Source organism: Bacteroidales bacterium (assembly GCA_021648725.1).
GTDB lineage: Bacteria > Bacteroidota > Bacteroidia > Bacteroidales > JAADGE01 > JAADGE01.
The window spans coordinates 81,260-103,610 of record JAKISF010000007.1; the positions used below are offsets into that span (position 1 = coordinate 81,260).

Below are 22,351 nucleotides of genomic sequence, written 5' to 3' on the forward strand. Positions count from 1 at the left end.
TAATAACGCCTCAAAAATAAAAAAAAATACTAATTAAAACTGCTTAATTCAAAACTCTTAAAGATGCTGTATAATCTTGTTTAGAAACATATAAATTTCTGACAATTATCATTGACATGTGTGTTATCGGTTGAATGTAAGTAATTTCAGCAAAACTTTTCGAAGTTTCTGCAAACGGGATATGTAGCTGATTAACCGACCGTTACTTGTACAAACAACAAAAGTGTACACTTTAAGTTTATTGATATGAATACATTGGGCTACAATCAAAAATAAATATAACAAATTTGTGAAAATAGCAGTTTCTCATCTGAATATCATAATTTGCAAAAATTGTAATACCAATTATATAGTAATATCAGTTTTTATTATTAATTTTGTGGTTCAATTTTTTATTAAACTTAAACTATTTAACAATGAGGTTATTTTTTCTGACTATCGGACTTATATTTACCCTAACCGCATGTCAAAGTGATGAAACAGAAACATTGAACACAGGGCTTATAAATACTCATAAAGTAGTTGTATCGGAAGTTCTTCAAACAACCAACTATACATATCTTTATGTGGATGAGAATGGTGAAAAAGTATGGCTTGCCGTACCTAAAATGACAGCAAACAAAGGAGATGTTTATTATTATGACGGCGGAATGCTGATGGAAAACTTTGAAAGTAAAGAACTGAAAAGAACTTTTGATAAAATATTTTTTCTGGATGCTGTGAGAACTACGCCGGAACCGGTTAAAGAATCTTTACAAAATACAAATCCGCATAATTCAACAACACATAATGAAAAACCGGTAATCGGAAAAAAAGACATTCAGGTTTCAGGGATTGAAGGCGGAATATCAATAAGCGAACTTTTTTCCGAAAAAGAAAAATATAACGGTAAAACTGTTAAAATAAAAGGGGTTGTTGCTAAATTCAGCCCTCAAATAATGAAGAAAAATTGGATACACCTTCAAGACGGAACTGATTTTAACGGAGAATTTGACTTAACTATTACTTCTCAAGCTGTTGTTAAAACAGGCGACACAATTGTTGTTGAAGGCAAAATAGCTTTAGATAAAGATTTCGGATATGGCTATTTTTACAAAATTATTATGGAGGATGCTTCTGTGAAGTAGCTCTTATAATTTTTTTAAACAATATTAAAAAGCAAAAAATCAGTTCGTTTAAGTGAACTGATTTTTTTATTTACAGAATATTTCTGATCAATGTTCTATTTCTTGTTATCCTTTCAGTGCCTCCGCTCCTGCCGTTATCTCTAAAATTTCTTTTGTAATAGCTGCCTGTCGTGCTTTATTATAGCTAAGTGTTAAGGATCGAATCATTTCTGTTGCATTGTCTGTTGCTTGGTGCATAGCCGTCATACGAGCACCTTGCTCAGAAGCAAAAGAATCTGTTAGTGCTGTAAATAGCTGTGTTTTAAGAGAATCCGGTATCAATGTTTCAAAGATGTATTCTTGCGAAGGTTCAAAAATATAGTCATGATTATCATTAACAGAATCATCCGGTTTAATAGGCAAAAATTGTTCTTGAGTTAAAATTTGAACAGCTGCATTTTTAAATCGGTTATAAATAATTTCAATTTTATCATATTTTTTCTCAACAAAATCATTCATTAATTGCTCGGCAATAACTGAAACTTTTTCGTAAGACATATCCTCATATATTTTATCAAAATTATATGAAATTTCATATCCCTTTGCACTTAAAATTTGACCGCTTTTAAATCCCATTGTTACAATTGTCAAATTTCCTTTTTCATGCTGCTCAGAATATTGTTCCTCACTTAGTTCAATTACTTTTTTAACAATATTTGAATTAAACGGTCCGCACAGCCCTCTGTTTGAACTTATTGCCAATAACAAAACATTTTCTTCTTTTCTTTCTTCTGCATAAATATTGTCAGAAACTGTTCCTTTTGTTTCACTTAATCTGCTTAAAATCTCATTAAGCTTATTTGCATAAGGCCTTAACTGTGTAATAGCATTTTGAGCTCTTCTTAGTTTAGATGCAGAAACCATTTTCATTGCACTTGTAATCTGTCTTGTAGATTTAACAGATGATATGCGTGTTCTTATATCCTTTAAATTTGCCATAAACAATCAAAATGAATGTTTTTATAAAATTATCCGATTAAGGAATTAACTAAATCAATATACTCGCTTGCAGCATCATCCTTTGTTTTTCCTTTATATGATTCCCAAGCATTATATTTTGCTGCGGCTTTAAAATCAAATCCTCCGGGGCGTTCTCCTTGAACATCTCCTTCTGTAACTTGTTTAAATAAACCGTATAATTTCAGTAAAATGTCATTAGACGGTCGTTCCGTTAATGTTTTAGATTTTAATACTGCTTCATCAAATAGCTTTTGATCCATTTTAGCATTCTTTAATTTGCTTTATAAGCTGATGCGATACTTTTTGCAACCTCCTCTAAAACTTTAATTTCTGTATCCGAATATTTTCCTTGCGATAAGGCTTCAAGAACATCTGCATGTTTTGTTTTCAAGAAATCAAGATATTCATTTTCAAAATCTTTAACTTTTTCTACAGGAACATCTCTCAACAAACCTTTTGTTCCGGCAAAAAGAATTGCAGTTTGGGCTTCTACTGTGTAAGGCTCAAACTGGCCTTGTTTCAATATTTCAACATTTCGGCTTCCTTTTTCAAGCACAGAAAGAGTTGCTGAATCCAAATCAGAACCGAACTTAGAAAAAGCCTCTAATTCTCTGTATTGTGCTTGGTCCAGTTTTAAAGTTCCCGCAACTTTCTTCATTGATTTAATTTGTGCATTTCCGCCTACTCTTGAAACCGAGATACCTACATTAATTGCCGGTCTTACACCTGAGTTAAATAAATCAACATCAAGAAATATTTGTCCGTCTGTAATTGAAATTACATTTGTAGGAATATATGCCGAAACATCACCTTCTTGTGTTTCAATAATCGGTAATGCTGTTAATGACCCGCCGCCTTTAATTTTTCCTTTTAAAGAATCAGGAACATCATTCATTTGTTGTGCAATTTCATCATTATTAATGATTTTTGCTGCACGCTCTAATAATCGAGAATGTAAGTAAAATACATCACCCGGATATGCTTCACGCCCCGGAGGTCTTCTTAAAAGAAGAGAAACTTCCCTGTAAGAAACAGCTTGTTTTGATAAATCATCATAAATAATTAAAGCCGGTCTTCCTGTATCTCTGAAATATTCACCTATTGCTGCTCCTGCATAAGGTGCATAAAATTGCAGTGCAGCAGGTTCGGCAGCAGTTGCAGACACTATTGTGGTATAAACTAATGCACCGTTTTCTTCAAGTGTTTTTTGAATACTTGCAACTGTTGAACCTTTTTGTCCTATTGCAACATAAATACAATAAACAGGCTCACCTTTATCGTAAAATTCTTTTTGATTGATAATGGCATCAACAGCAATTGCAGTTTTTCCTGTTTGGCGATCTCCGATAATTAATTCTCGCTGACCCCTTCCTATCGGTATCATTGAATCAATTGCTTTTATTCCTGTTTGAAGTGGTTCGTTTACAGGTTGACGATAAATTACACCCGGAGCTTTCCGTTCCAAAGGCATATTGTATTTCTCACCGGTTATTGCTCCTTTTCCGTCAATGGGTTCTCCCAATGTATTTACGACTCTTCCGAGCATTCCTTCACTTACGTCAATAGACGCGATTTTTTTCATCCTTTTAACGGTATCCCCTTCTCCGATTCCTTGTGACGGCCCTAACAGTACTGCACCTACATTATCTTCTTCCAAGTTTAACGCAATACCTTGAACTCCGTTTTGAAATTCAATCATTTCATTGTATTTAACGCCTTTCAACCCATAAATACGAGCAATGCCGTCACCGATTTCAATAACTGTCCCGACTTCTTGAAATTCAGTTTCAGAACTTACACCTTGTAATTGTTGTTTTAATATTTCAGATACTTCTGCGGGATTTATGCCTGCCATAATATTGATTTTTTTATTTATCAGCCGGAGCTTTTAGTAATTCTTTTTTAATATTTTTTAGTTTTGTTGCAACACTTGCATCGTATTGTAAATTTTCAACAGTCAGAACAAAACCGCCTATAATTTCTTTGTCAACTTGCTCTGTCATCTCTACTTTTGTTTTAAATTCTGTTGAAATAATATCGGAGATGTCTTTTTTTAGTTTATCGTCAATTTTAAATGTTGTTGTGAGTTGAACATATTTAATACCGTAAAACTTTCGGTATAATTCACTGTAATTCCTTGCTATTGAGCTTAAATAAGTCTCTCTTTTATTGTCAGACAACAATTTAAAGAACCGTAAACTCAATTCATTTACCTTTTCTTTAAAAATTTTGTTGAATACAACTTGTTTTCTTGACGGGAAAATTACAGGATTTTCCAAGAACCTTCTAAAGTCAGGAATCTTTGCTGTTTCTCCTATTAAATGCATATCATTATTTATTCGTTCCGCTTTTTCCTCTTCTGAAGCTAAACCAAATAATGCTTTTGCATATCTTACGGTTATTCTGTTTGTATTCATTTTAATATTTTAATTTAATTCAATATCTTTTAATAATGAATTTGCATAATCAACCTGCTCTTTATCAGACGACAATGATTTTCTGATAACTTTTTCTGCAATTTCTACAGATAATGAAACAACTTTATTTTTAATCTCATCAATTGCCGAAAGCTTTTCGCTTTCTATTTGAGCTTTTGCCGATATTATCATTTTATCAGCTTCTACTTTTGCTTGAATCTTTGCATCCGATAATATTTTTTCCTTAACCTCTCTTGCGTCACTTAAAAGTTTTTCTCTTTCTTTGCGAGCTTCTTGTAATATTTTTTCGTTATCCGATTTTAATCTTGCCATTTCATCTTTGGCATGTTCTGCTGCTTTTAATGCACCGTCAATTGAATCTTCTCTTTGTTTCAGCGATTTTAATATCGGTTTCCAAGCATATTTTTTTAAAATAAAAAGGACTGCAAGAAATGATATCGTCATCCAAAATACTAAACCGAAATCAGGTGTTACTAAACCCATAATTTTTTATTTATATGTTATAATTCAAAGTCTTTTTTTGAAAAATAAGAGTGAAGATAAGCCAACCGCTTATCTTACTCTTTAATTTTTTGCTGATTAAAGAATAATCAACAAGCTGATTACAATTGCAAAGAAGGCAACACCTTCAATAAGTGCAGCGGCAACAATCATATTTGAACGAATGTCACCGACAGCTTCAGGCTGACGTGCAATAGCATCCATTGCTCTTCCGCCTATTTGACCGATACCGATACCTGCTCCTATTACGGCAATTCCTGCACCGATACCTGCTCCCATTGCACCATAATCTGCAACTGCTTGTAATAATACTAATAATAAATCCATAATTATATATTAGGGTTAAAAATAAAAAACTAATGGTGTTCTTCTGTTGCCATACCGAAATATAATGCAGACAGAAGTGTAAATACATATGCTTGAATAAATGCAACTAATAATTCGAGCATTGTTAAAAATATTGTAAATGCAACAGAAAATACAGCCCCGCCGTATCCTGCTCCGACTCCTCCCATTTCACCGAAAAGGAATATTAAACTGAAAAAACCTAATGCAACAATATGCCCTGCTGTAATATTTGCAAACAAACGTACCATTAAAACGAAAGGTTTAATGAACATTCCAAGAATTTCAACAAAAGGCATTAAGGGAATAGGAAATTTAAGCCACCAAGGAACCCCCGGGGTATTAACCATGTGTGTCCAGTAATTTTTATTTCCGTTAATTGTAATTATAACAAATGTGAAAATTGCAAGAACCATTGTTATTGCAATATTGCCGGTTAAATTTGCTCCTCCGGGAAAAATCGGAACCAAACCTAAAAGGTTGTTTAGAAATATAAAAAAGAATATGCTTAATAAATAAGGTGTAAACTTCATATACTTTTTCTTACCCAAAGATGCTTTTGCAATATCATCTCTTATAAAAATTATTAACGGTTCTAAAAATGACTGTAATCCTTTTGGTGCCTGACCTTCTCTTTTTGTATAAGCTTTTGCAACACTTAGGAAAATCCATAATATGAAAATTATACTGATAAAAAGAGATAGTGTATTTTTTGTAATTGAAATGTCGTAAGGCCTTATTTCTTCTCCGTTAACAACCTCAACAACTTTTTCATTATTAGGGTTATCATTTCCGCTTGCTATTTTAAAATTTTTATAAGAAGAATGACCGTGATTAAATTTTGAAGACATAAAAACAGACAAACCACTGTGTTTACTATAAACAATTATCGGTAACGGAATAGTAATATAGGTTTTTCCGAATGTTGTAATGTGCCATCCGTAAGAATCTCCGACATGTTCCATAATCATTTCGCCGGGATTGAATTCGGATTCATGTTCTTCTGTTTCAGTTTGTTCGCCATGCTGAGAAAAACTTGTGTTTGAAACAAGTAAAAACGTAAAACTTAAAATTACTGTCGTTAAAATTTTTAAATTATTGAGCATAAGCCGATTTTAATATCGTAATAATAAAACGAATGCAAAATTAAACATTTTTTAATAATTATACAATGTTAATTTTATAAAAAATACGCTAATTTTGTTTCAAATTACAGGTAAATTTTATACTTACATCATATTCTCGGCATAAAGGTAAAAAACAGATGCAAATCAGCTTTTTGAAAAAAATAACATTAAAAAAGATTGTTAATGCAATTTTGTTGTATGCCAGCTTTTTGATATCAGTTGTTTTTAAAAGGTCAAAACACTTTGCTTATCCTGTCAGCTTATCTGTTGAGCCGACTTCTTTTTGCAACCTTAATTGCCCCGAATGTCCGACAGGGAATAATAATTTATCAAGATTTAAAGGTCATATTAATTTTGATTTATACAAAAAAGTAACAAATGAATTGTCTCCCTACCTTTTAAATTTAATTTTATATTTTCAGGGAGAACCGTTTTTAAACAACGAAATATTTAAGTTAATTGAGTATTCTGCAAAAAAGAAAAAGGTATTTACAACAACTTCAACAAACGGTCATTTTTTGGATTCGGAAAATTCTAAAAAAATAATTAAGTCCGGTTTAGATAAGTTAATAATTTCTGTTGACGGAACAAATCAAGAAACCTATGAAAAATATAGGAATAACGGTGATTTAAAAGTTGTAATACAAGGGATTAAAAATATAGTTTCTGCAAAAAAAGAATTAAAATCAAAAATACCCTATGTTGTTGTACAGTTTTTAGTTTTTAAATTTAATGAACATCAAATACCCGTGATAAAAAAACTATGCAAAGAATTAAAAGTTGATAAGCTTGAATTAAAATCTGCACAAATTTATGATTTTGAAAATGACACCGAATTTATACCTGAGAATAAAAAACATTCAAGGTATAAAAAAGATGTTGCCGGTAAGTTTCGGATTAAAAGCAAACTAAAAAACAGATGCAAAAGATTGTGGGAGGCATCAGTAATTACAAATACCGGAGAAGTTTTACCTTGTTGTTTTGATAAAGATGCGAAGTATTCTTTCGGAAATATTGAAAGGTTTTCGTTTAAAGAAATAAATAACAACAAAAAGTCTTTAAATTTCAGAGAGTCTCTTTTGTTAAACAGAAATCAAATTGATATTTGTAAAAATTGTACGGAAGGTTTATATAAATAAAATAACTCCGAAAATTTATCTCGGAGTTATGATTAAAACTTTCTTAACATTTTATTTGTTAGGGCAATGTTTGTTCATTTGCCCTTTACCGTTTTTGCCGTGAGGCCCTTTTTGTCCTGCGTGCATATCAAAAAACACTTTTTGGTCATCTGTTAATATTTTACGCACTCCTTGACGGTGGGCTGCTCTTTTTTTAGCCATAGTTGTTTTAAGAATGCCAATTTCATCAATTGTTTTATTAACCTCCTTCATATTTACATTATCGCCGGTTGAAATTGTGTTTAAGCGAGCTTGCTTTTCTTTTAATTCATTTCTCAAAGGCAACATTTCTTTCATGTTGGCAGTTCTCATTTCTGTTAATTTGGTTTTTTGTGCTTCGGTTAAATCCGGAATATTCATGAAACCGTTTCCTCTGTTTCCATGTTTTGAATTTGGTCCTTGTGCAAACATACTTCCGGATACAAATATCAAAATTGCAATAATCATAAAATTCTTTGTTCTCATTTTAGTTGATTTAAATGTTAAATAATAATTTAATTTTTGTTTGTTTGCATCTTTGACCGGATGTTTCTGATAAGGTTTAATTAAAATAAAAAAAAACTGCAAAAGTTATAATTTTATGCAGTTTTTATAATATTAAAAAGTTTTAGTTATCTTTTAACATATTGGTCTTCATAATATTGTTCATATTTGCCGGTAATAATATTATTCATCCAAGTTTCATTTTCTAAGTACCAATCAACTGTTTTTTCAAGCCCTTCTTCAAATTGTAAAGACGGTTTCCATGCTAACTCTTTCTGAATTTTTGAAGAATCAATAGCATAACGCATATCGTGCCCGGCTCTGTCTTTTACAAAAGTTATAAGTTTTGCCGATGTTCCTTTTTCTCGATTTAATTTTTTATCCATAATTTCACATAACTTATAAATTAAATCAATATTTGTCCATTCGTTGTTGCCTCCGATATTATATGTTTCTCCGTTTTTGCCTTTATGAAAAACTAAATCAATTGCATTTGCATGGTCATTAACAAATAACCAATCTCTTATATTATCTCCTTTTCCGTATATCGGAATGGGTTTGTTGTTTTTTATATTGTTAATTGCCAGCGGAATAAGTTTTTCGGGAAATTGATTTGCCCCGTAATTATTTGAACAATTTGTTAAAACAACAGGAAGCTTGTAAGTGTGCATATATGCTCTTACCAAATGGTCGGAACTTGCTTTTGATGCAGAATAAGGGCTTCGAGGGTCATACGCTGTTTCTTCCGTAAAAAAACCGTCTTCTCCGAGAGAACCGTAAACTTCATCTGTTGAAATATGGTAAAATCGTTTTCCTTCAAGATTATCTTTCCAAGAGTTTCTTGCAGCATTTAACAAATTTACCGTTCCGAGAATATTTGTATTAATAAAAGCTCCGGGGTCGGAAATAGACCTGTCAACATGAGATTCGGCAGCAAGATGAATTATGCCGTCAAACTTATGTTTTTTAAAAAGTTTATTAATGAAATCCGTATCTGTTATATCACCTTTAACAAATTCATAGTTTGAGAAAGATGCAACATCCGTTAAGTTTTCAAGGTTTCCGGCATAAGTAAGCTTATCTAAATTAATGATTTTATAATCAGGATATTTATTTACAAATAATTTTACTGTGTGCGAACCTATAAATCCGGCACCTCCGGTTATTAAAATTGTTTTATTCATTTTATTCGGTTAAAAAAGGTAAAAAACCTTTATTGAAACAATACTTTTGCAAAAATATTATAATTAACTGAGCATAAACTTGTTTTTTTATATTTTTGTGAAATAAATTAAATAATTGATGGTAAATAAATCAGATTTTTTAGTAATCGGCTCCGGTTTGGCAGGTTTGATGTATGCTCTTAAAGTTTCGGAATTCGGAACCGTAAATGTTATTACAAAAAGTAAAATTGATAATACCAATACAAGTTATGCACAGGGAGGTATTGCAACCGTCAGGAAAGTTGATGATTCTTACCAAAAGCACATAAATGACACATTAATTGCCGGAGACGGAATTTGTGATGAAGAGGTTGTCAGGACAGTTGTAACGGAAGGTCCTGAAATGATTAATGATTTAATAGAACTCGGAGCAAAATTTGATAAAAATTCTGACGGTACATATAATTTAGGAAAAGAAGGCGGGCATTCCGACAACAGAATTTTTCATCATAAAGACAATACCGGTTTTGAAATACAAAGAGCTTTAACAGATAAAATTCGAGTAAACAAAAATATAACTGTTTATGAAAATTATTATGCAGTAGATTTAATTACACAACATCATTTAGGCTACACAATTATCAGAAATAAAAGTGATATTGAATGTTACGGAGCTTATGTCTTAAACCCCGAAACACAAAAAACAGAACGTTTTGTTTCTAAAATTACATATATGGCAACAGGGGGGTTAGGAAATATTTACGATATTACCACAAACCCGCAAGTTGCAACCGGCGATGGTATAGCAATGGCATACAGAGCAAAAGCATTAATAACCGACATGGAATTTGTTCAGTTTCATCCTACGGCTTTGTATAATAAAAATAAGCGTCCGTCTTTTTTAATAACCGAAGCATTAAGAGGATTCGGAGCAATTTTACGCGATAAAAACGGCAATGCTTTTATGATAAAATATGATAAAAGAAAAGATTTAGCCCCGAGAGACATTGTTGCTCGTGCCATTGATACAGAAATGAAAATAAGCGGAGATGAGTTTGTTTATTTAGATGCGACACATTTAGATGCAGAAAAGTTAAAATCTCATTTTCCTAATATTTATAAAAAATGTTTAACCCTTGAAATTGATATTACAAAGAATTATATTCCCGTTGCACCGGCTGCTCATTATTTGGTGGGAGGTGTTAAAGTTGACAAAAACGGCAGAACATCAATACAGCGATTATATGCCGCAGGAGAATGTTCTTCAACCGGATTGCACGGAGCAAACAGGTTAGCATCAAATTCATTGCTTGAAGCATTAGTTTATGCAGATAAAGCATCGGCAGATTCATCAAAAATATTAAAAGACCTTTTCATTAACGAGAATATTCCTTGTTGGCATGATGAAGGAACAACACACCCGGAAGAAATGATTTTAATAACGCAAGAATTTAAAGAATTGCAACAAATCATGACTTATTATGTAGGAATCGTACGGTCTGATTTGCGTTTGAACAGAGCTTTGGCACGTCTTGAAATTATTTACCGAGAAACTCAGAAATTATATGACAGGTCAACAGTTTCGAGAGAGATTTGCGAATTGAGAAACGCAATAAATATCTCATATTTAATTATAAAAATGGCAAAAGCACGTAAAGAAAGCAGGGGTTTACATTATACGGTTGATTATCCTGAAAAAGGGAAGATATTGTAAAAAAACTTGCCGAGTTGTGAGAACTCGACAAGTTTAAAAATTATATTGCGTCAGTTTCGACAACTTTTGCTAAAACATCGGCATAGGCGATAAACAGATATTTTTTACCGTCAAATTCCATTTCATTTCCGGAAAAGTCTTTATATAAAACTGTATCTCCGACAGAAATCCCCGGATTTTCAATATTCCCTAATGCAACAACTTTACCCGTTGTTTCTTTTTCTTTTGCAGAATCCGGAATAATAATTCCGCTTGCTGTTTTTTGCTCTCCTGTTTTTTCTGCTAATTCAAGCAAAACATTTTCGTTTAAAGGTTGTAATTCTCTCATTTTATATAAATTTTATTGTTTTAATTAAATATTTTACAAAAGTATAAATTTATTTTTCCTTTTGATTTTAATAACGTGTTATTATTTTAACAATTGCTCTTTTATAAACCTAATAATTTGTCAATTTTTGCTTTATCAAAACCTACAATAATTTGTCCGCCGATTAAAGTTTGCGGAACACCTTGTTGTCCGCTTCTTTTTACCATTTCTGCGGCAGCTTTTTGGTCTTTTGAAACATCAATATCTCTGAATCTTATTTTATTGTCTTTTAAATAATCTTTAATTCTTGTGCACCAAGAACATGTAGGCGTTGAATAAACAGTAACGCTTTTTTGTTTCGGAGCGGCTTTACTTCCGGAAGTAGAATATATTGAATTTGAAAATAATGAGGCGTAATATTTACTGTCATTGCAACCTTTATATACAGCTTTAAATTCGTTATTTTCAAACCTCAACAGTGTCGGCACGGTTTTCACATCATACTGATTATGAATGTCTTTAACGGTATTAACATCTGCTGCAAATATTTTTTGTTCATCTTTTATATCTTTTGCAGATTGCAATATACTTTTATACGCACAATCACTTTGTTCTGATGTTTTTTTATACAGAAACAGCCAGAAATTATCTGTTTTTTTTGCCTTTTCCGTAAAATCAGTATATGAGTTAATATGTATCATTTTATTAAAAATATTTATTCGGGTAATATCAAGTCTTATGCCGAATAAAATAAAATGCAGAAACGACAGTTTTTTTGTTATCTGCGAATTATTGTATGCCAAATTGTCAAATAAAAAAAGCTGCCGATATTCGACAGCCTTAAGTTGTATTAAAAACAAATTCTTAGAAAGTAATTTTAATACCTGCATTAAAAGTTCTCGGTAAACCGAGGTACACTTCGGCAGAGTTTACGGTATGAGAAAATCTGTTGTCATATCCGTAAAAACCGTTATATTTACTGTTATCAACAGCATCTTGTATGTACATTTCATCAAGTAAATTGAAAACATGGCCGAATATTTCAACACCTAAACTTATCTCCTTTTAAAGAAAGTTTAAGTTTTTAATAATTTATTCACACATATATTGACAGTACCATGTTTTTAAAATTATTTAAATAACAATAAAAATATATTTTATTCATATATTTGTAAACTATTTTTTAGTTTTTTTATTAAATAAAGCAAATTATATGAGAAAAAAGATTTTTACATTTTTGTTTATGTTTGTATTTACAGGGATAAGTTTTTATTCTTTTGCACAAACAAAAATAACAGGTACAGTCAGTTCCGATACAGAGGAAACAGTGCCGGGAGTTACTGTGTTAGTGAAAAACACAAGTGTCGGAACCATTACTGACTTAAACGGTAAGTATGAAATTATTGTTCCGGAGGGTTCTGATTTTTTAGTATTTTCATACGTCGGAATGAAAACACAGGAAGTGAAAATTGAAGGTACGATAATTAACGTATCAATGGTTCCTGAAAATGAAGAAATTGCTGAAATTATGATTGTTGCAGATTTTGCAAGAGACAGGCATACACCGGTTTCATTTTCAACTATTACACCGGAAATAATTGCCGAGAAGTTAGGTAATCAGGAATATCCGGAAATATTGAAGTCAACGCCAAGTGTATATGCAACAAAAGAAGGCGGCGGTTACGGTGACAGTCGTATTAACCTGAGAGGTTTTGATTCAAATAACATCGGTGTATTAATAAACGGTGTTCCGGTAAATGATATGGAAAGCGGAAAAGTATATTGGTCAAACTGGGCAGGTTTGTCTGATGTTACAAGATTGATGCAAGTACAAAGAGGTTTAGGTGCTTCAAAGTTAGCTATTTCATCGGTTGGGGGTACAATTAATATCATAACAAAAACAACTGATGCAAAAAAAGGAGGCTCTGTTTATGTTGCTACCGGAAATAACGGGTACAGCAAAACAGCTTTTACCCTTTCTACCGGTTTGCAAGAGAACGGATGGGCAGTAACCGTAAGCGGAAGCAAAACTCAAGGAGACGGATACATCAGAGGTACAAATTTTAAAGGGTATTCTTATTTCTTTAATGTATCAAAACGTATTAATAAAGACCATTCAATTGCTTTAACGGCTTTCGGAGCTCCTCAATGGCACAACCAAAGAAGTTCTCAACATTATATTTCAACATACAAAAACCATCCTGACGGAGTTTTATATAACTCGAACTTCGGATACCGAAACGGAAAAGTTTACGGCAGCGGATATGCATACAACCAATATCATAAACCGCAAATTTCACTTAACCACCATTGGAGCATTAATTCCTTAACAAGCTTATCTACGGCAGTTTATGCTTCAAAATCAAGCGGTGGAGGGCGTCGTGTTACCGGAAGTCAACAAAACACTTTGTTATTTGACTATCCTTCCGGAGAACCTTATGCTGAAACCTTATTAACACCGGACGGTTACTTAGACTATGATTCTGTTATGAGAATAAATCAGGCTTCTCGTACCGGTTCACAAGCAATTGTTGCAATGAGCAATAATTCTCATGATTGGTACGGTGTGTTATCATCCTTAAATACAAAATTAGGAGCAATAAATCTTACGGCAGGTTTTGACGGAAGATATTACAGAGGGTATCACTATCAAGTAATTGAGGATTTACTCGGAGGAAATTACTATCTTGACGGCGGAAATACAAACAGACCCTCATCAACTCCGTTATTTAAAGGCGATAAGATTTCATACTCTAGTGTAGGAGAAGTTCTTTGGGAAGGTGTTTTTGTTCAAGGCGAATATATTTTAGAAAATTTCTCTGCATTTGTGTCGGGTTCGTTTTCTAACAGCTCGTACAGGCGAACAGATTATTTTAAATATACCCCGGAGGAAGGTCAAATTTCTGAATGGCGAAACTTTTTGGCATACAGCGGAAAAGCAGGAGTTAACTATAACATTAACAAAAACCACAATGTATTTGTAAACGGAGGTTATTTTACTCGTGCACCATTTTTTAGGTACGCATTTGTAGGGTACAGCAACACATTTAATGAAGGTGCTAAACATGAACGAGTACTTTCGTCTGAATTAGGTTATGCGTATCATTCTCCGAAAGTTACCGGAAACTTGTCTTTATACAGAACTGAATGGTTAGACAAAGCTTTGACAAGATCATTAGGACAGGAAACAGCAAATATAACAGGATTGAATGCACTTCATCAAGGAGTTGAAGTTGAATTTACATATAAACCATCAAAGAAAATAAAAGCAAGAGGTATGTTTTCTACAGGAAACTGGATTTGGAGTGATGATGTAGCAGCTGCAGTTTATGATCAAGATCAAAACTTTGTTGACTCTGTTTTTATTTACTCCGGAGGAATTCATGTCGGAGATGCTGCACAAATGACTGCGGCTTTCGGTATTGATGCAGAGGTTTTGCCTCGCTTGACCGTTGGCGTTGATATGAATTACTATGACAATTTATACTCGTATTTTGATATTACGACTCGTGTCAGTGAATCAGATATAGGAGTTGACGCATGGAAGATGCCGGCATATTTTTTATCTGATTTAAGTGTAAGATATAAATTTAAAATGGGAAAACTTAACGCTTCCTTGTACGGTAAAATAAATAATATACTTGACACGGAATATATAGCGGACGCAACTGACGGTGCAGGTCATGACTATAAAACATCTCCTGTTTTTTACGGTTTCGGAAGAACATGGTCTGTTGCATTAAAAATCAGATTCTAAACTTTAAAATTTCTTAAAATGAAAAAATATATAATTTTCACAGCAGTTATCGGGATGTTGTTTTTGGCATGCAACCCGAATAAAGATATTTATGATATGATTGATGCTGCAGAGCTTCCGTATCATGAAACATTTGATTACGAATTGACAGATGCCGATTATACATCCATAAAAAAGTTAGCCCTTTCGGCTGCAACAACATCTTCTGACAGCACAATTGCGTATGATTTAGATACATACAACAGCTTTTCGATTACTCGTTCTGCAGCAGATTTAATTCCGGCTTTCTTGGAAAACAATTACATTGCTCTTGACAGTGCATCTTCAATAAACATAAAATATAAATATAGTGTTAATGAATATGACAGCATAAGTGTTAAAAAAATGTTAGATGCCGATTATACAAATATGTTCGGAATTGCAGATACTTGCTTTTCTTCAGTTGTAGAGCCTTCTGAATATTTAATATTTGCCGATGTTGATACAACATCAAACTATGTTTATTATTTTTCTTGCAGATACGGCGACAGTTTTGCGGCAGCAGTTGATACAAACTTGGTTTTTGTTTATGAAGACGGAGCATGGGTAACGCCTTCTGATTTTCACATTTTTTCAGATGAAGACTATAACAGTGTCGGAATTACAGGTAATTACTTGAATTTTTCAGCATCAAAAAGCCCCGAACATTACTTGCCTGTTTACTTGAAAAATAATTATCCTTACGCTTTTGATAATGATAAGATTCATGTTGTTTATAAGTATTATGACGGAAGTTCAACAGCCTCTGTAATGGACGCCTATGTATTTGACGGAACAGGGTGGGTTAATTCAGTAAGCAAAATAAGCCCGTTTGTTCACAGCGGAACAGAGTGGGTTTTTGATCCTACCATAAGATATACAATGGCTCTTTCAGAAGATTATCAAATAGTAATAGACTATGTTGCAAATAATCCGGATATTCCGAATGAATATTTAGATGCATACTACCCTGAAACAGCAGAATATTATTACGGTGCAAGTTCATATTATAATAATTTTTACTTAAAACTTTATAAACGAAGAGATTACGATCCGCTTGGTTTATTAGACGGGTTATCTGATGAAGAAGCAAGCGAAGCAATATTACTTAGGATAAATGAGGCAATAGGAGTATTTCTTGAAGGTAAATACCCTGATGCTGTACCGGTATTAAACGGTGTTCAGGTTTATTATGCGATAACTTACAATACATACGGAGAAAACAGTGTGAGAAATCAATATACTGTTACTTATAAATGTATAAATGTAGGTGAATTTGAGTACACTTCCGGTCCTGAACTTGTTGAATAAATAAAAGTTTTGATAATCAAAAAGAGGCAGCCTTTTTAAGGCAGCCTCTTTTAATTTAGAGCAGAAGTTAATATTTTTTCAGCTGCACCGATATTATTTGTTACAAATAGTTTTGCAGATGTCCCTGATTTTGCTCTTAATTCCGAATCAATTACTAATTTATCTGTTATTTCTGAAAATTCTTGATAATTTCTTATTGAAAAAGCAGCATTTTGCTTAATTAGTTCTTTTGCTTCATCAAACTTACCGTATTTCGGACCGAAAATAATCGGCATACCGAAAACAGCAGCCTCAAGTGTATTGTGTATTCCTTTTCCGAAACCTCCGCCTATATATGAAATGTCGGCATAATAATACAAAGAGGAGAGCAGTCCTATATTATCTATTAATAAAATATTTGCTTCTGATATATTTTGTAAGTTTGCTTCAGAATATTTTAAAACCCGGTAATCGAACATCCTAATAATTCGACTAATGTTCTCAGATTTTATTTCGTGAGGAGCAAGTATTAATTTTATACCGGGTTTATTTTGGTTGAAAAATTTAATAATAATCTCGTCGTCGGGCTTCCATGTGCTGCCCGCAATAAGAACGAAAGAGTTTTCTTTGAACTTCTCAATTATCTCAATTTCGTTTCTGTTTTTAGAAAGTTCAAATACTCTGTCAAAACGTGTATCTCCGGTAACTTTGACATCAGTAATATCAATACTTTTAAGAAGTTGTTTTGAAAGTTCATTTTGAACAAAAAGGCACTTAAAATTATGTAATATTTTCCTGTAAAACCCTCCGTAGGGTTTAAAAAAGATTTGATTTTTTCTGAAAATACCGGAAACTAGATAAACAGGGATATTATTTTTATTCAATTCGGATAAATATTGATACCAAAATTCATATTTAATAAAAAAGGCAAGTTCGGGTTTTAGAAGTTGTATCAGCTTTTTTGCATTTTTTTTTGAATCATCGGGCAAATAAAAAACAATATCGGCATATTTATAGTTTTTTCTTACTTCATAGCCGGAAGGAGAAAAAAAACTTAAAGCAATTTGGTATTCCGGTTTTTCTTTCTTTATTTTTTCAATAAGAGGTCTTCCTTGCTCAAATTCACCGAGAGAGGCACAATGTACCCAAATTATTTTTTTCGGATTAAAATTTTCAATAGTTTTAAATGTAGATTTTATTCCGTTGTTTCTCAGTTTTGCTTTTTTATTAAAAACGGAAGCAACTTTAATAAGCAAAGAATATAAAAAAACCGAAATAATATATGTTATTTTCATCTTACAGAAAAAAGGTTGCAAAAAGCAACCTTTTAAAATTAAAATATTGTTTATTTAGAAAGAGGTATTGTCAGCCGGTTTATCCAAAACAACAACAGTAACACATCCTCTGTTTAGTTTTATTTGTTTTTTAATGTTAGGGTCATCACTTTCTCCCTGCGGAACCGGCAGAACTTCCATTATTATTTTCAAGGTTGTAGAAGTTACGGGGTAAAAATCAAAATACGGATGAGATGATTTTCCGGTATCATCATCATAAAAATCTGCTAAAACACAAGTTCCTTCTTCTCTTGAAGAACTTTCGCCGGGTAAATCAAGAACTGTTTCGTGTGTACTTTCGTCAATAATTTTAAATTTTATTCTGTTGTTAAAAACAGCAGCAGCATAAAATTTTATTCTGTAATCTTTTCCTTTTGTCAAGGGCAGAACAAATTCATAAGTTTGTCCGGTAACACAAACGGCACTGCTTGATTGGTCATTGTATTCATAGGGATTTTCAGGTCTCCGGTATTTGAAAAAATCAGAGCATTTTGCTTGTGCATCTGCAAATAGCGGTAAAAGAAGAATAATTGTCAATATTAGTATAAGTTTTGATTTCATAATATTCATTTTATTAATTATCTGATTTATTTTAATTAAACGCTAGAACCGGCCAAATTATTTCTTACTTCAGCAATAGATTCTTTTAACTTGTTAAATTGGTCTTTGGTCATTACGATTCTTGTTGTTCCTCCTACTACAATTTGATTGCCTTCTGCATTGCTTATTTTCGGATTTTCAATTTTAATAACTTCCAGTTGGTCATAAACATTTTTAATAGGTTGAAGTTCTTTTATAATTGCACTTATATTTTCATCTGCTTCTCTTTGTTGCAATGATAATATTAAATTTTCAAATATGTTTTTTTGATCTGCAATTAATTGAATAATTTCACTATCTTCTTCATAGTTATTTTGAAGAGTTGTGACGATATATAAACTCTCAACCCAACCACCGACTGAAATTAAAGATAAAGATGTATTTCTGTCGTTTTCTTCTAAGAACTTAACAATATCATAATATGTATCGTTTGTAACTTTTAATAAAGAATCTTTGCTCTCTATATTTTTAAATCTGTCGATTAATGATTCTGAAAAAACAGAACCTAAACCGATTTTATCACTTAAACCTTCAACAACTTTAAGGTATTCGCCGGCAGTACCGGTTTGATTAAATGCGGCAGCATACGCTAAATCAGCAGAATACAAACCAAAACCGACTTCAAGTGATTTTGTATCTAAATATTTTTCGGCATTTTCTTTATTATTTAATACTTTATCTGAATATTGCAATTCGCCCTCTCTTGTAAATGCAAACATATCCTTAGGTGAAGGAATAAGATAAGTAATTAAGTTATCATCATTAATTTCAACAACATTTTGGGCAACTGTATCATTGTCTTTATTGTTTCCGTTGTCATCTTCTCCACAAGCAGAAAACCAAAGCAACATTGCTGATGCAAATGCAATTTTTAAAAATTTAAACGGTGCTTTCATACCAATATTTTTTGTTACTAATTAAATTTATTTAAATGATATTTTATAAATGAAAGTATAAAGTTAAAAAAAAAGTTCAGCAAAAAAAAATCCCGAAAGGTTTTTTCGGGATTTTTTGCTGACCTACCAGGACTCGAACCTAGGACGACTGGACCAAAACCAGATGTGTTACCACTACACCATAGGTCATTATTTCAGGAATGCAAAATTATTATTTTTTTTTCTTTTTATGCAAATTTTTCTGATTTAATTTAAAAAAATATACTTTGCATCTTTTAATATTAATTTTCAGATATGTCGAAAGTGTTTTTATCATTAGGAAGCAATAAAAATGACAGGCACAAATCCATTAAAGCAGCAATAAAAAAGATTAATAAAAAACTTGGAGATATTATTCAAACTTCCGATGTTTTTGAAACAGAGTCTTGGTCATACCATGATAATAATTATTTAAATGCAGTAATTGAAATTGAAACTGAATTTATTCCGAAAGATTTATTAAAAGAATTGAAAAGAATTGAAAAAGAACTCGGCAGAAAAAACAAAACTGTAACTTTCAAAGGGAAACCTAAATATCTTTCAAGAACTATTGACATTGATATTTTATTTTATGATGACAAAGTCATTAGCACAAAAGAATTAACAATTCCGCATACTAAATTGCATCTCCGAAACTTTGTATTAAAGCCGATGATGCAAATTGCACCGGATTTTATTCATCCTGTATTTCAAAAAAATATTAACTGTATATACACAATGTGTGAAGATAAAAGTATGGTTACCTTATTTAAAGAATAATTTCTGATGTTGGTTATTAAAAACAATATTAAACTCTGCTTTAAAATATAGCATAACTCATCTTACGGCATTGATTTCCCGATTATATACCACGTTACATCCTTAATGCTCGACTGTAGGGTGTATGATTCTCCAAAATTAATAATTAACGGAGTAACTTGCCCGTCAATTAAATCACCGGCAATAGACTCGACACTTATTTGTCTTAATTCTCCTGCTACCATTGAATTTTTTATTATAATAATTCTGCTTGGTATTTCATTAACATCCGGCAACCAAACTCTTGAAGGGCTTCCTACATCTGTTGATCTTACAACTAATGTTGTTAATGTCGGGTCTTCTATCGGGAAATCAAGCAGTTCTGTAATTACTAAGTTTGGATCGTTTGAAGGAGGAAACGATACGAGAGAATTAACATTAATCCAGTTTGTACTTCCGGCTCCGTTTGTTGTTAATACATAATTTGCAGTTCCTCTCGTTGTCGGCATTGTTATCGTCTGAAACCCTCGGTTAAACCTAAGTGTTCCGTTAAGATTAACTCTTTCCGACCCGGTTGTGAAATCACCGTAAATTAATGCTCCCGCTGAATTTGATGAGTTGTTAGATATATATAATTTATTACTTCCTATTTCACCTGACCCCGCACTGTTTCCTATAAATATATTACCGGTGCTTAATGTTGCACCGGAGTTACTCCCGGCTAAGTTGCCGATATAAACATTGTTGCTCCCTATTGTATTTTGGATACCTGCATTTTTACCTATAAAAACATTCTCAGTTCCTGTTGTGGTTTCAGAACCTGCAGACAGCCCGATAAATGCATTATTATTAGTGAATTGTACAAACTTATCAAAAGTTGCTTTTGCTGCACCATATTTCCCGACTGCAAACCCGCCGGAAATACCTTTTGCAGAAGGGTTTGAGTAAATCCTTGTACTGTCGGGATGTGTGTAGAAATATTTAAATTTCTTATCTTTTGCTGCACCGTATTTCCCGACTGCAAACCCACCTGAAATACCTAATGATTCATCAGTATAAACTCGTGTACTGTCTCCTGTTACAATCAATAAATCTCCGAGACCTTTTTCTTTAGCAGCACCGTATTTCCCGACTGCAAACCCGCCGGAAATCCCTTTTGCGGCAGCATCATCTACATATATATTTGTTGCTCCGGAATTTACGACTAGAAGATCTCCCACACCTTTCGCTGCTCCATATTTCCCTACGGCAAAACCGCCGGAAATCCCTTTGCCTGATTTTGCCGGGTTTGCAACATACATTCTCACACCTACCGAAGTAACAGACATAATTGTTTTTCCTGTTTTATCCTTTACTTCAAATAAAATATCATCTTCCGCTTTAGATTTATCTGCTTGAATCACAAACTTGCTTGAAGGGGTTTTTGTCCCTATACCGACATTTTGTGCCGAATTTGTTAAATAAACATTTGTTGCATTTTGTGTCCAAATTTCAGATGACATTGACAAATCAACCCACTTGCCGTCTCCGTAAATAAAAAAAGAATTTAAGTTGGTATCAAAAACTAAAAGCCCGGAAACAGGATTTGAAATTAGTTCTCTTTGGCTCGTTAACATTCTTGGAATCAATAAACCTTGTGTTGTAGATTTAACTTCAAAAATTGCAGAACTTGCAGGGGTATCTCCTGAGCTGCCTGAAATAATGACACCTTGCGAGAAAGCACTTGAATAAAGAAAAATAGAAACAAGAATTAATAAAGAAAATTTTTGTAGGGTTTTCATGGTTTTTTGTATTTTAAGGTTTTAAACATTTCAAAAGGAAATAAATATTTTTTATGTTGCAAGTTTTTTTGATTACATTTTTTATTTTTTAATATTGTTGTGTCAACACTATAAGGCTTGACATAATAATTAACAAATTTTATTTTTTTGATAAAATGCTGTAATGCTTTTACGAAATATATACAACTAAAGAAATTTTACGCAAATATAACTTTCAATATAATTATAAATGTTTACGAACAATCCTTAAAATAATATTTAACAAGCTTTATGAAGTTGGAAAATACTGAAATGTTCTTATAGAGGAGAAATTATAAATTTAATTATACCGGGTTCAAAATATTCTCGGGGTATTAAAAAAACAACAAGGAATTATACTTTTCATGTAGTGCAGGGAAACAATTAAACAATGATAAAGGAATACATGATATTAACAATTATTCCTCTGAATCATTTTTTGGCGTTAAATTTGATATGAGTAAGAAAGAATACATTTTATCTCATGGAAGCACTTCA

Annotated in this window: 22 protein-coding genes and 1 tRNA gene; 6 read left to right on the plus strand and 17 right to left on the minus strand. The window is 32.3% G+C overall.

Annotation, left to right across the window (positions count from 1 at the left end):
• The first annotated feature begins 416 nt into the window (after nucleotides 1-416).
• Nucleotides 417-1,127: a GW dipeptide domain-containing protein gene (locus tag L3J35_04375; GenBank protein MCF6365419.1), complete on the plus strand. Its 711-nt coding sequence runs from the start codon at nucleotides 417-419 to the stop codon at nucleotides 1,125-1,127.
• A 105-nt stretch (nucleotides 1,128-1,232) separates the two neighbouring features.
• On the opposite strand, the gene atpG is transcribed toward L3J35_04375, so the two are convergent.
• From atpG to atpB, 7 genes are all read right to left on the minus strand, one after another.
• Complete coding sequence (gene atpG, locus L3J35_04380) at nucleotides 1,233-2,105, minus strand: ATP synthase F1 subunit gamma (GenBank protein ID MCF6365420.1); 873 nt, start codon at nucleotides 2,103-2,105, stop codon at nucleotides 1,233-1,235.
• A gap of 29 nt (nucleotides 2,106-2,134) precedes the next feature.
• Nucleotides 2,135-2,386 (minus strand): acyl-CoA-binding protein, encoded by a 252-nt coding sequence (locus L3J35_04385; GenBank protein MCF6365421.1) that lies wholly within the window; start codon nucleotides 2,384-2,386, stop codon nucleotides 2,135-2,137.
• 11 nt (nucleotides 2,387-2,397) lie between these two features.
• Nucleotides 2,398-3,981 (minus strand): F0F1 ATP synthase subunit alpha, encoded by a 1,584-nt coding sequence (atpA, locus tag L3J35_04390; protein ID MCF6365422.1) that lies wholly within the window; start codon nucleotides 3,979-3,981, stop codon nucleotides 2,398-2,400.
• 13 nt (nucleotides 3,982-3,994) lie between these two features.
• Nucleotides 3,995-4,543, minus strand: coding sequence for an ATP synthase F1 subunit delta (atpH, locus tag L3J35_04395; protein ID MCF6365423.1), 549 nt, complete (start codon nucleotides 4,541-4,543; stop codon nucleotides 3,995-3,997).
• A 9-nt stretch (nucleotides 4,544-4,552) separates the two neighbouring features.
• Nucleotides 4,553-5,047, minus strand: a complete 495-nt coding sequence (locus L3J35_04400; protein ID MCF6365424.1) for a F0F1 ATP synthase subunit B — start codon at nucleotides 5,045-5,047, stop codon at nucleotides 4,553-4,555.
• Between the two features lie 96 nt (nucleotides 5,048-5,143).
• Nucleotides 5,144-5,392: an ATP synthase F0 subunit C gene (gene atpE, locus L3J35_04405; protein ID MCF6365425.1), complete on the minus strand. Its 249-nt coding sequence runs from the start codon at nucleotides 5,390-5,392 to the stop codon at nucleotides 5,144-5,146.
• A gap of 29 nt (nucleotides 5,393-5,421) precedes the next feature.
• Entirely contained in the window at nucleotides 5,422-6,516 is a 1,095-nt protein-coding gene (atpB, locus tag L3J35_04410) for a F0F1 ATP synthase subunit A (protein MCF6365426.1), read from the minus strand.
• 158 nt (nucleotides 6,517-6,674) lie between these two features.
• On the opposite strand from atpB, the gene L3J35_04415 reads away from it, so the two are divergent.
• On the plus strand, nucleotides 6,675-7,676 hold the full coding sequence (locus tag L3J35_04415) for a radical SAM protein (protein MCF6365427.1): 1,002 nt from the start codon (nucleotides 6,675-6,677) through the stop codon (nucleotides 7,674-7,676).
• 51 nt (nucleotides 7,677-7,727) lie between these two features.
• Here L3J35_04415 and L3J35_04420 read toward each other — a convergent pair whose 3' ends face one another.
• Complete coding sequence (locus L3J35_04420) at nucleotides 7,728-8,180, minus strand: Spy/CpxP family protein refolding chaperone (GenBank protein MCF6365428.1); 453 nt, start codon at nucleotides 8,178-8,180, stop codon at nucleotides 7,728-7,730.
• Between the two features lie 146 nt (nucleotides 8,181-8,326).
• Nucleotides 8,327-9,382 carry a dTDP-glucose 4,6-dehydratase gene (rfbB, locus tag L3J35_04425; protein MCF6365429.1) on the minus strand — a complete coding sequence of 352 codons (1,056 nt, stop codon included), beginning with the start codon at nucleotides 9,380-9,382 and terminating at the stop codon, nucleotides 8,327-8,329.
• A 118-nt stretch (nucleotides 9,383-9,500) separates the two neighbouring features.
• On the opposite strand from rfbB, the gene nadB reads away from it, so the two are divergent.
• The gene (gene nadB / locus L3J35_04430) at nucleotides 9,501-11,075 is read left to right on the plus strand and encodes an L-aspartate oxidase (protein ID MCF6365430.1); all 1,575 of its coding nucleotides are present in this window, start codon (nucleotides 9,501-9,503) and stop codon (nucleotides 11,073-11,075) included.
• Nucleotides 11,076-11,115: 40 nt separating this feature from the next.
• On the opposite strand, the gene L3J35_04435 is transcribed toward nadB, so the two are convergent.
• The 3 genes from L3J35_04435 to L3J35_04445 form a co-directional block, all read right to left on the minus strand.
• Nucleotides 11,116-11,403, minus strand: a complete 288-nt coding sequence (locus tag L3J35_04435) for a co-chaperone GroES (protein MCF6365431.1) — start codon at nucleotides 11,401-11,403, stop codon at nucleotides 11,116-11,118.
• 101 nt (nucleotides 11,404-11,504) lie between these two features.
• Complete coding sequence (locus L3J35_04440) at nucleotides 11,505-12,083, minus strand: hypothetical protein (protein ID MCF6365432.1); 579 nt, start codon at nucleotides 12,081-12,083, stop codon at nucleotides 11,505-11,507.
• Between the two features lie 163 nt (nucleotides 12,084-12,246).
• Nucleotides 12,247-12,390 (minus strand): hypothetical protein, encoded by a 144-nt coding sequence (locus L3J35_04445; GenBank protein MCF6365433.1) that lies wholly within the window; start codon nucleotides 12,388-12,390, stop codon nucleotides 12,247-12,249.
• Nucleotides 12,391-12,595: 205 nt separating this feature from the next.
• On the opposite strand from L3J35_04445, the gene L3J35_04450 reads away from it, so the two are divergent.
• Together L3J35_04450 and L3J35_04455 are read left to right on the plus strand one after the other, a co-directional pair.
• Nucleotides 12,596-15,139, plus strand: coding sequence for a TonB-dependent receptor (locus tag L3J35_04450; GenBank protein ID MCF6365434.1), 2,544 nt, complete (start codon nucleotides 12,596-12,598; stop codon nucleotides 15,137-15,139).
• Between the two features lie 18 nt (nucleotides 15,140-15,157).
• Entirely contained in the window at nucleotides 15,158-16,468 is a 1,311-nt protein-coding gene (locus L3J35_04455; GenBank protein MCF6365435.1) for a hypothetical protein, read from the plus strand.
• A gap of 50 nt (nucleotides 16,469-16,518) precedes the next feature.
• Here the strand turns inward: L3J35_04455 and L3J35_04460 are convergent, their stop codons facing one another.
• The 4 genes from L3J35_04460 to L3J35_04475 all read right to left on the minus strand — a co-directional run bounded on the left by L3J35_04460 (nucleotide 16,519) and on the right by L3J35_04475 (nucleotide 19,466).
• Nucleotides 16,519-17,742, minus strand: coding sequence for a 3-deoxy-D-manno-octulosonic acid transferase (locus tag L3J35_04460; GenBank protein MCF6365436.1), 1,224 nt, complete (start codon nucleotides 17,740-17,742; stop codon nucleotides 16,519-16,521).
• A 54-nt stretch (nucleotides 17,743-17,796) separates the two neighbouring features.
• On the minus strand, nucleotides 17,797-18,342 hold the full coding sequence (locus L3J35_04465) for a hypothetical protein (protein MCF6365437.1): 546 nt from the start codon (nucleotides 18,340-18,342) through the stop codon (nucleotides 17,797-17,799).
• Nucleotides 18,343-18,377: 35 nt separating this feature from the next.
• A complete protein-coding gene (locus L3J35_04470; protein MCF6365438.1) occupies nucleotides 18,378-19,277 on the minus strand; it encodes a hypothetical protein in 900 nt (299 codons plus the stop codon).
• 118 nt (nucleotides 19,278-19,395) lie between these two features.
• Nucleotides 19,396-19,466: transfer RNA gene (locus tag L3J35_04475), tRNA-Gln, on the minus strand.
• Between the two features lie 105 nt (nucleotides 19,467-19,571).
• Between L3J35_04475 and folK the strand changes: the two genes are divergently transcribed.
• Nucleotides 19,572-20,075, plus strand: coding sequence for a 2-amino-4-hydroxy-6-hydroxymethyldihydropteridine diphosphokinase (gene folK, locus L3J35_04480; GenBank protein ID MCF6365439.1), 504 nt, complete (start codon nucleotides 19,572-19,574; stop codon nucleotides 20,073-20,075).
• A 62-nt stretch (nucleotides 20,076-20,137) separates the two neighbouring features.
• Here folK and L3J35_04485 read toward each other — a convergent pair whose 3' ends face one another.
• Nucleotides 20,138-21,835, minus strand: coding sequence for a hypothetical protein (locus L3J35_04485; protein MCF6365440.1), 1,698 nt, complete (start codon nucleotides 21,833-21,835; stop codon nucleotides 20,138-20,140).
• Nucleotides 21,836-22,351: the final 516 nt, after the last annotated feature.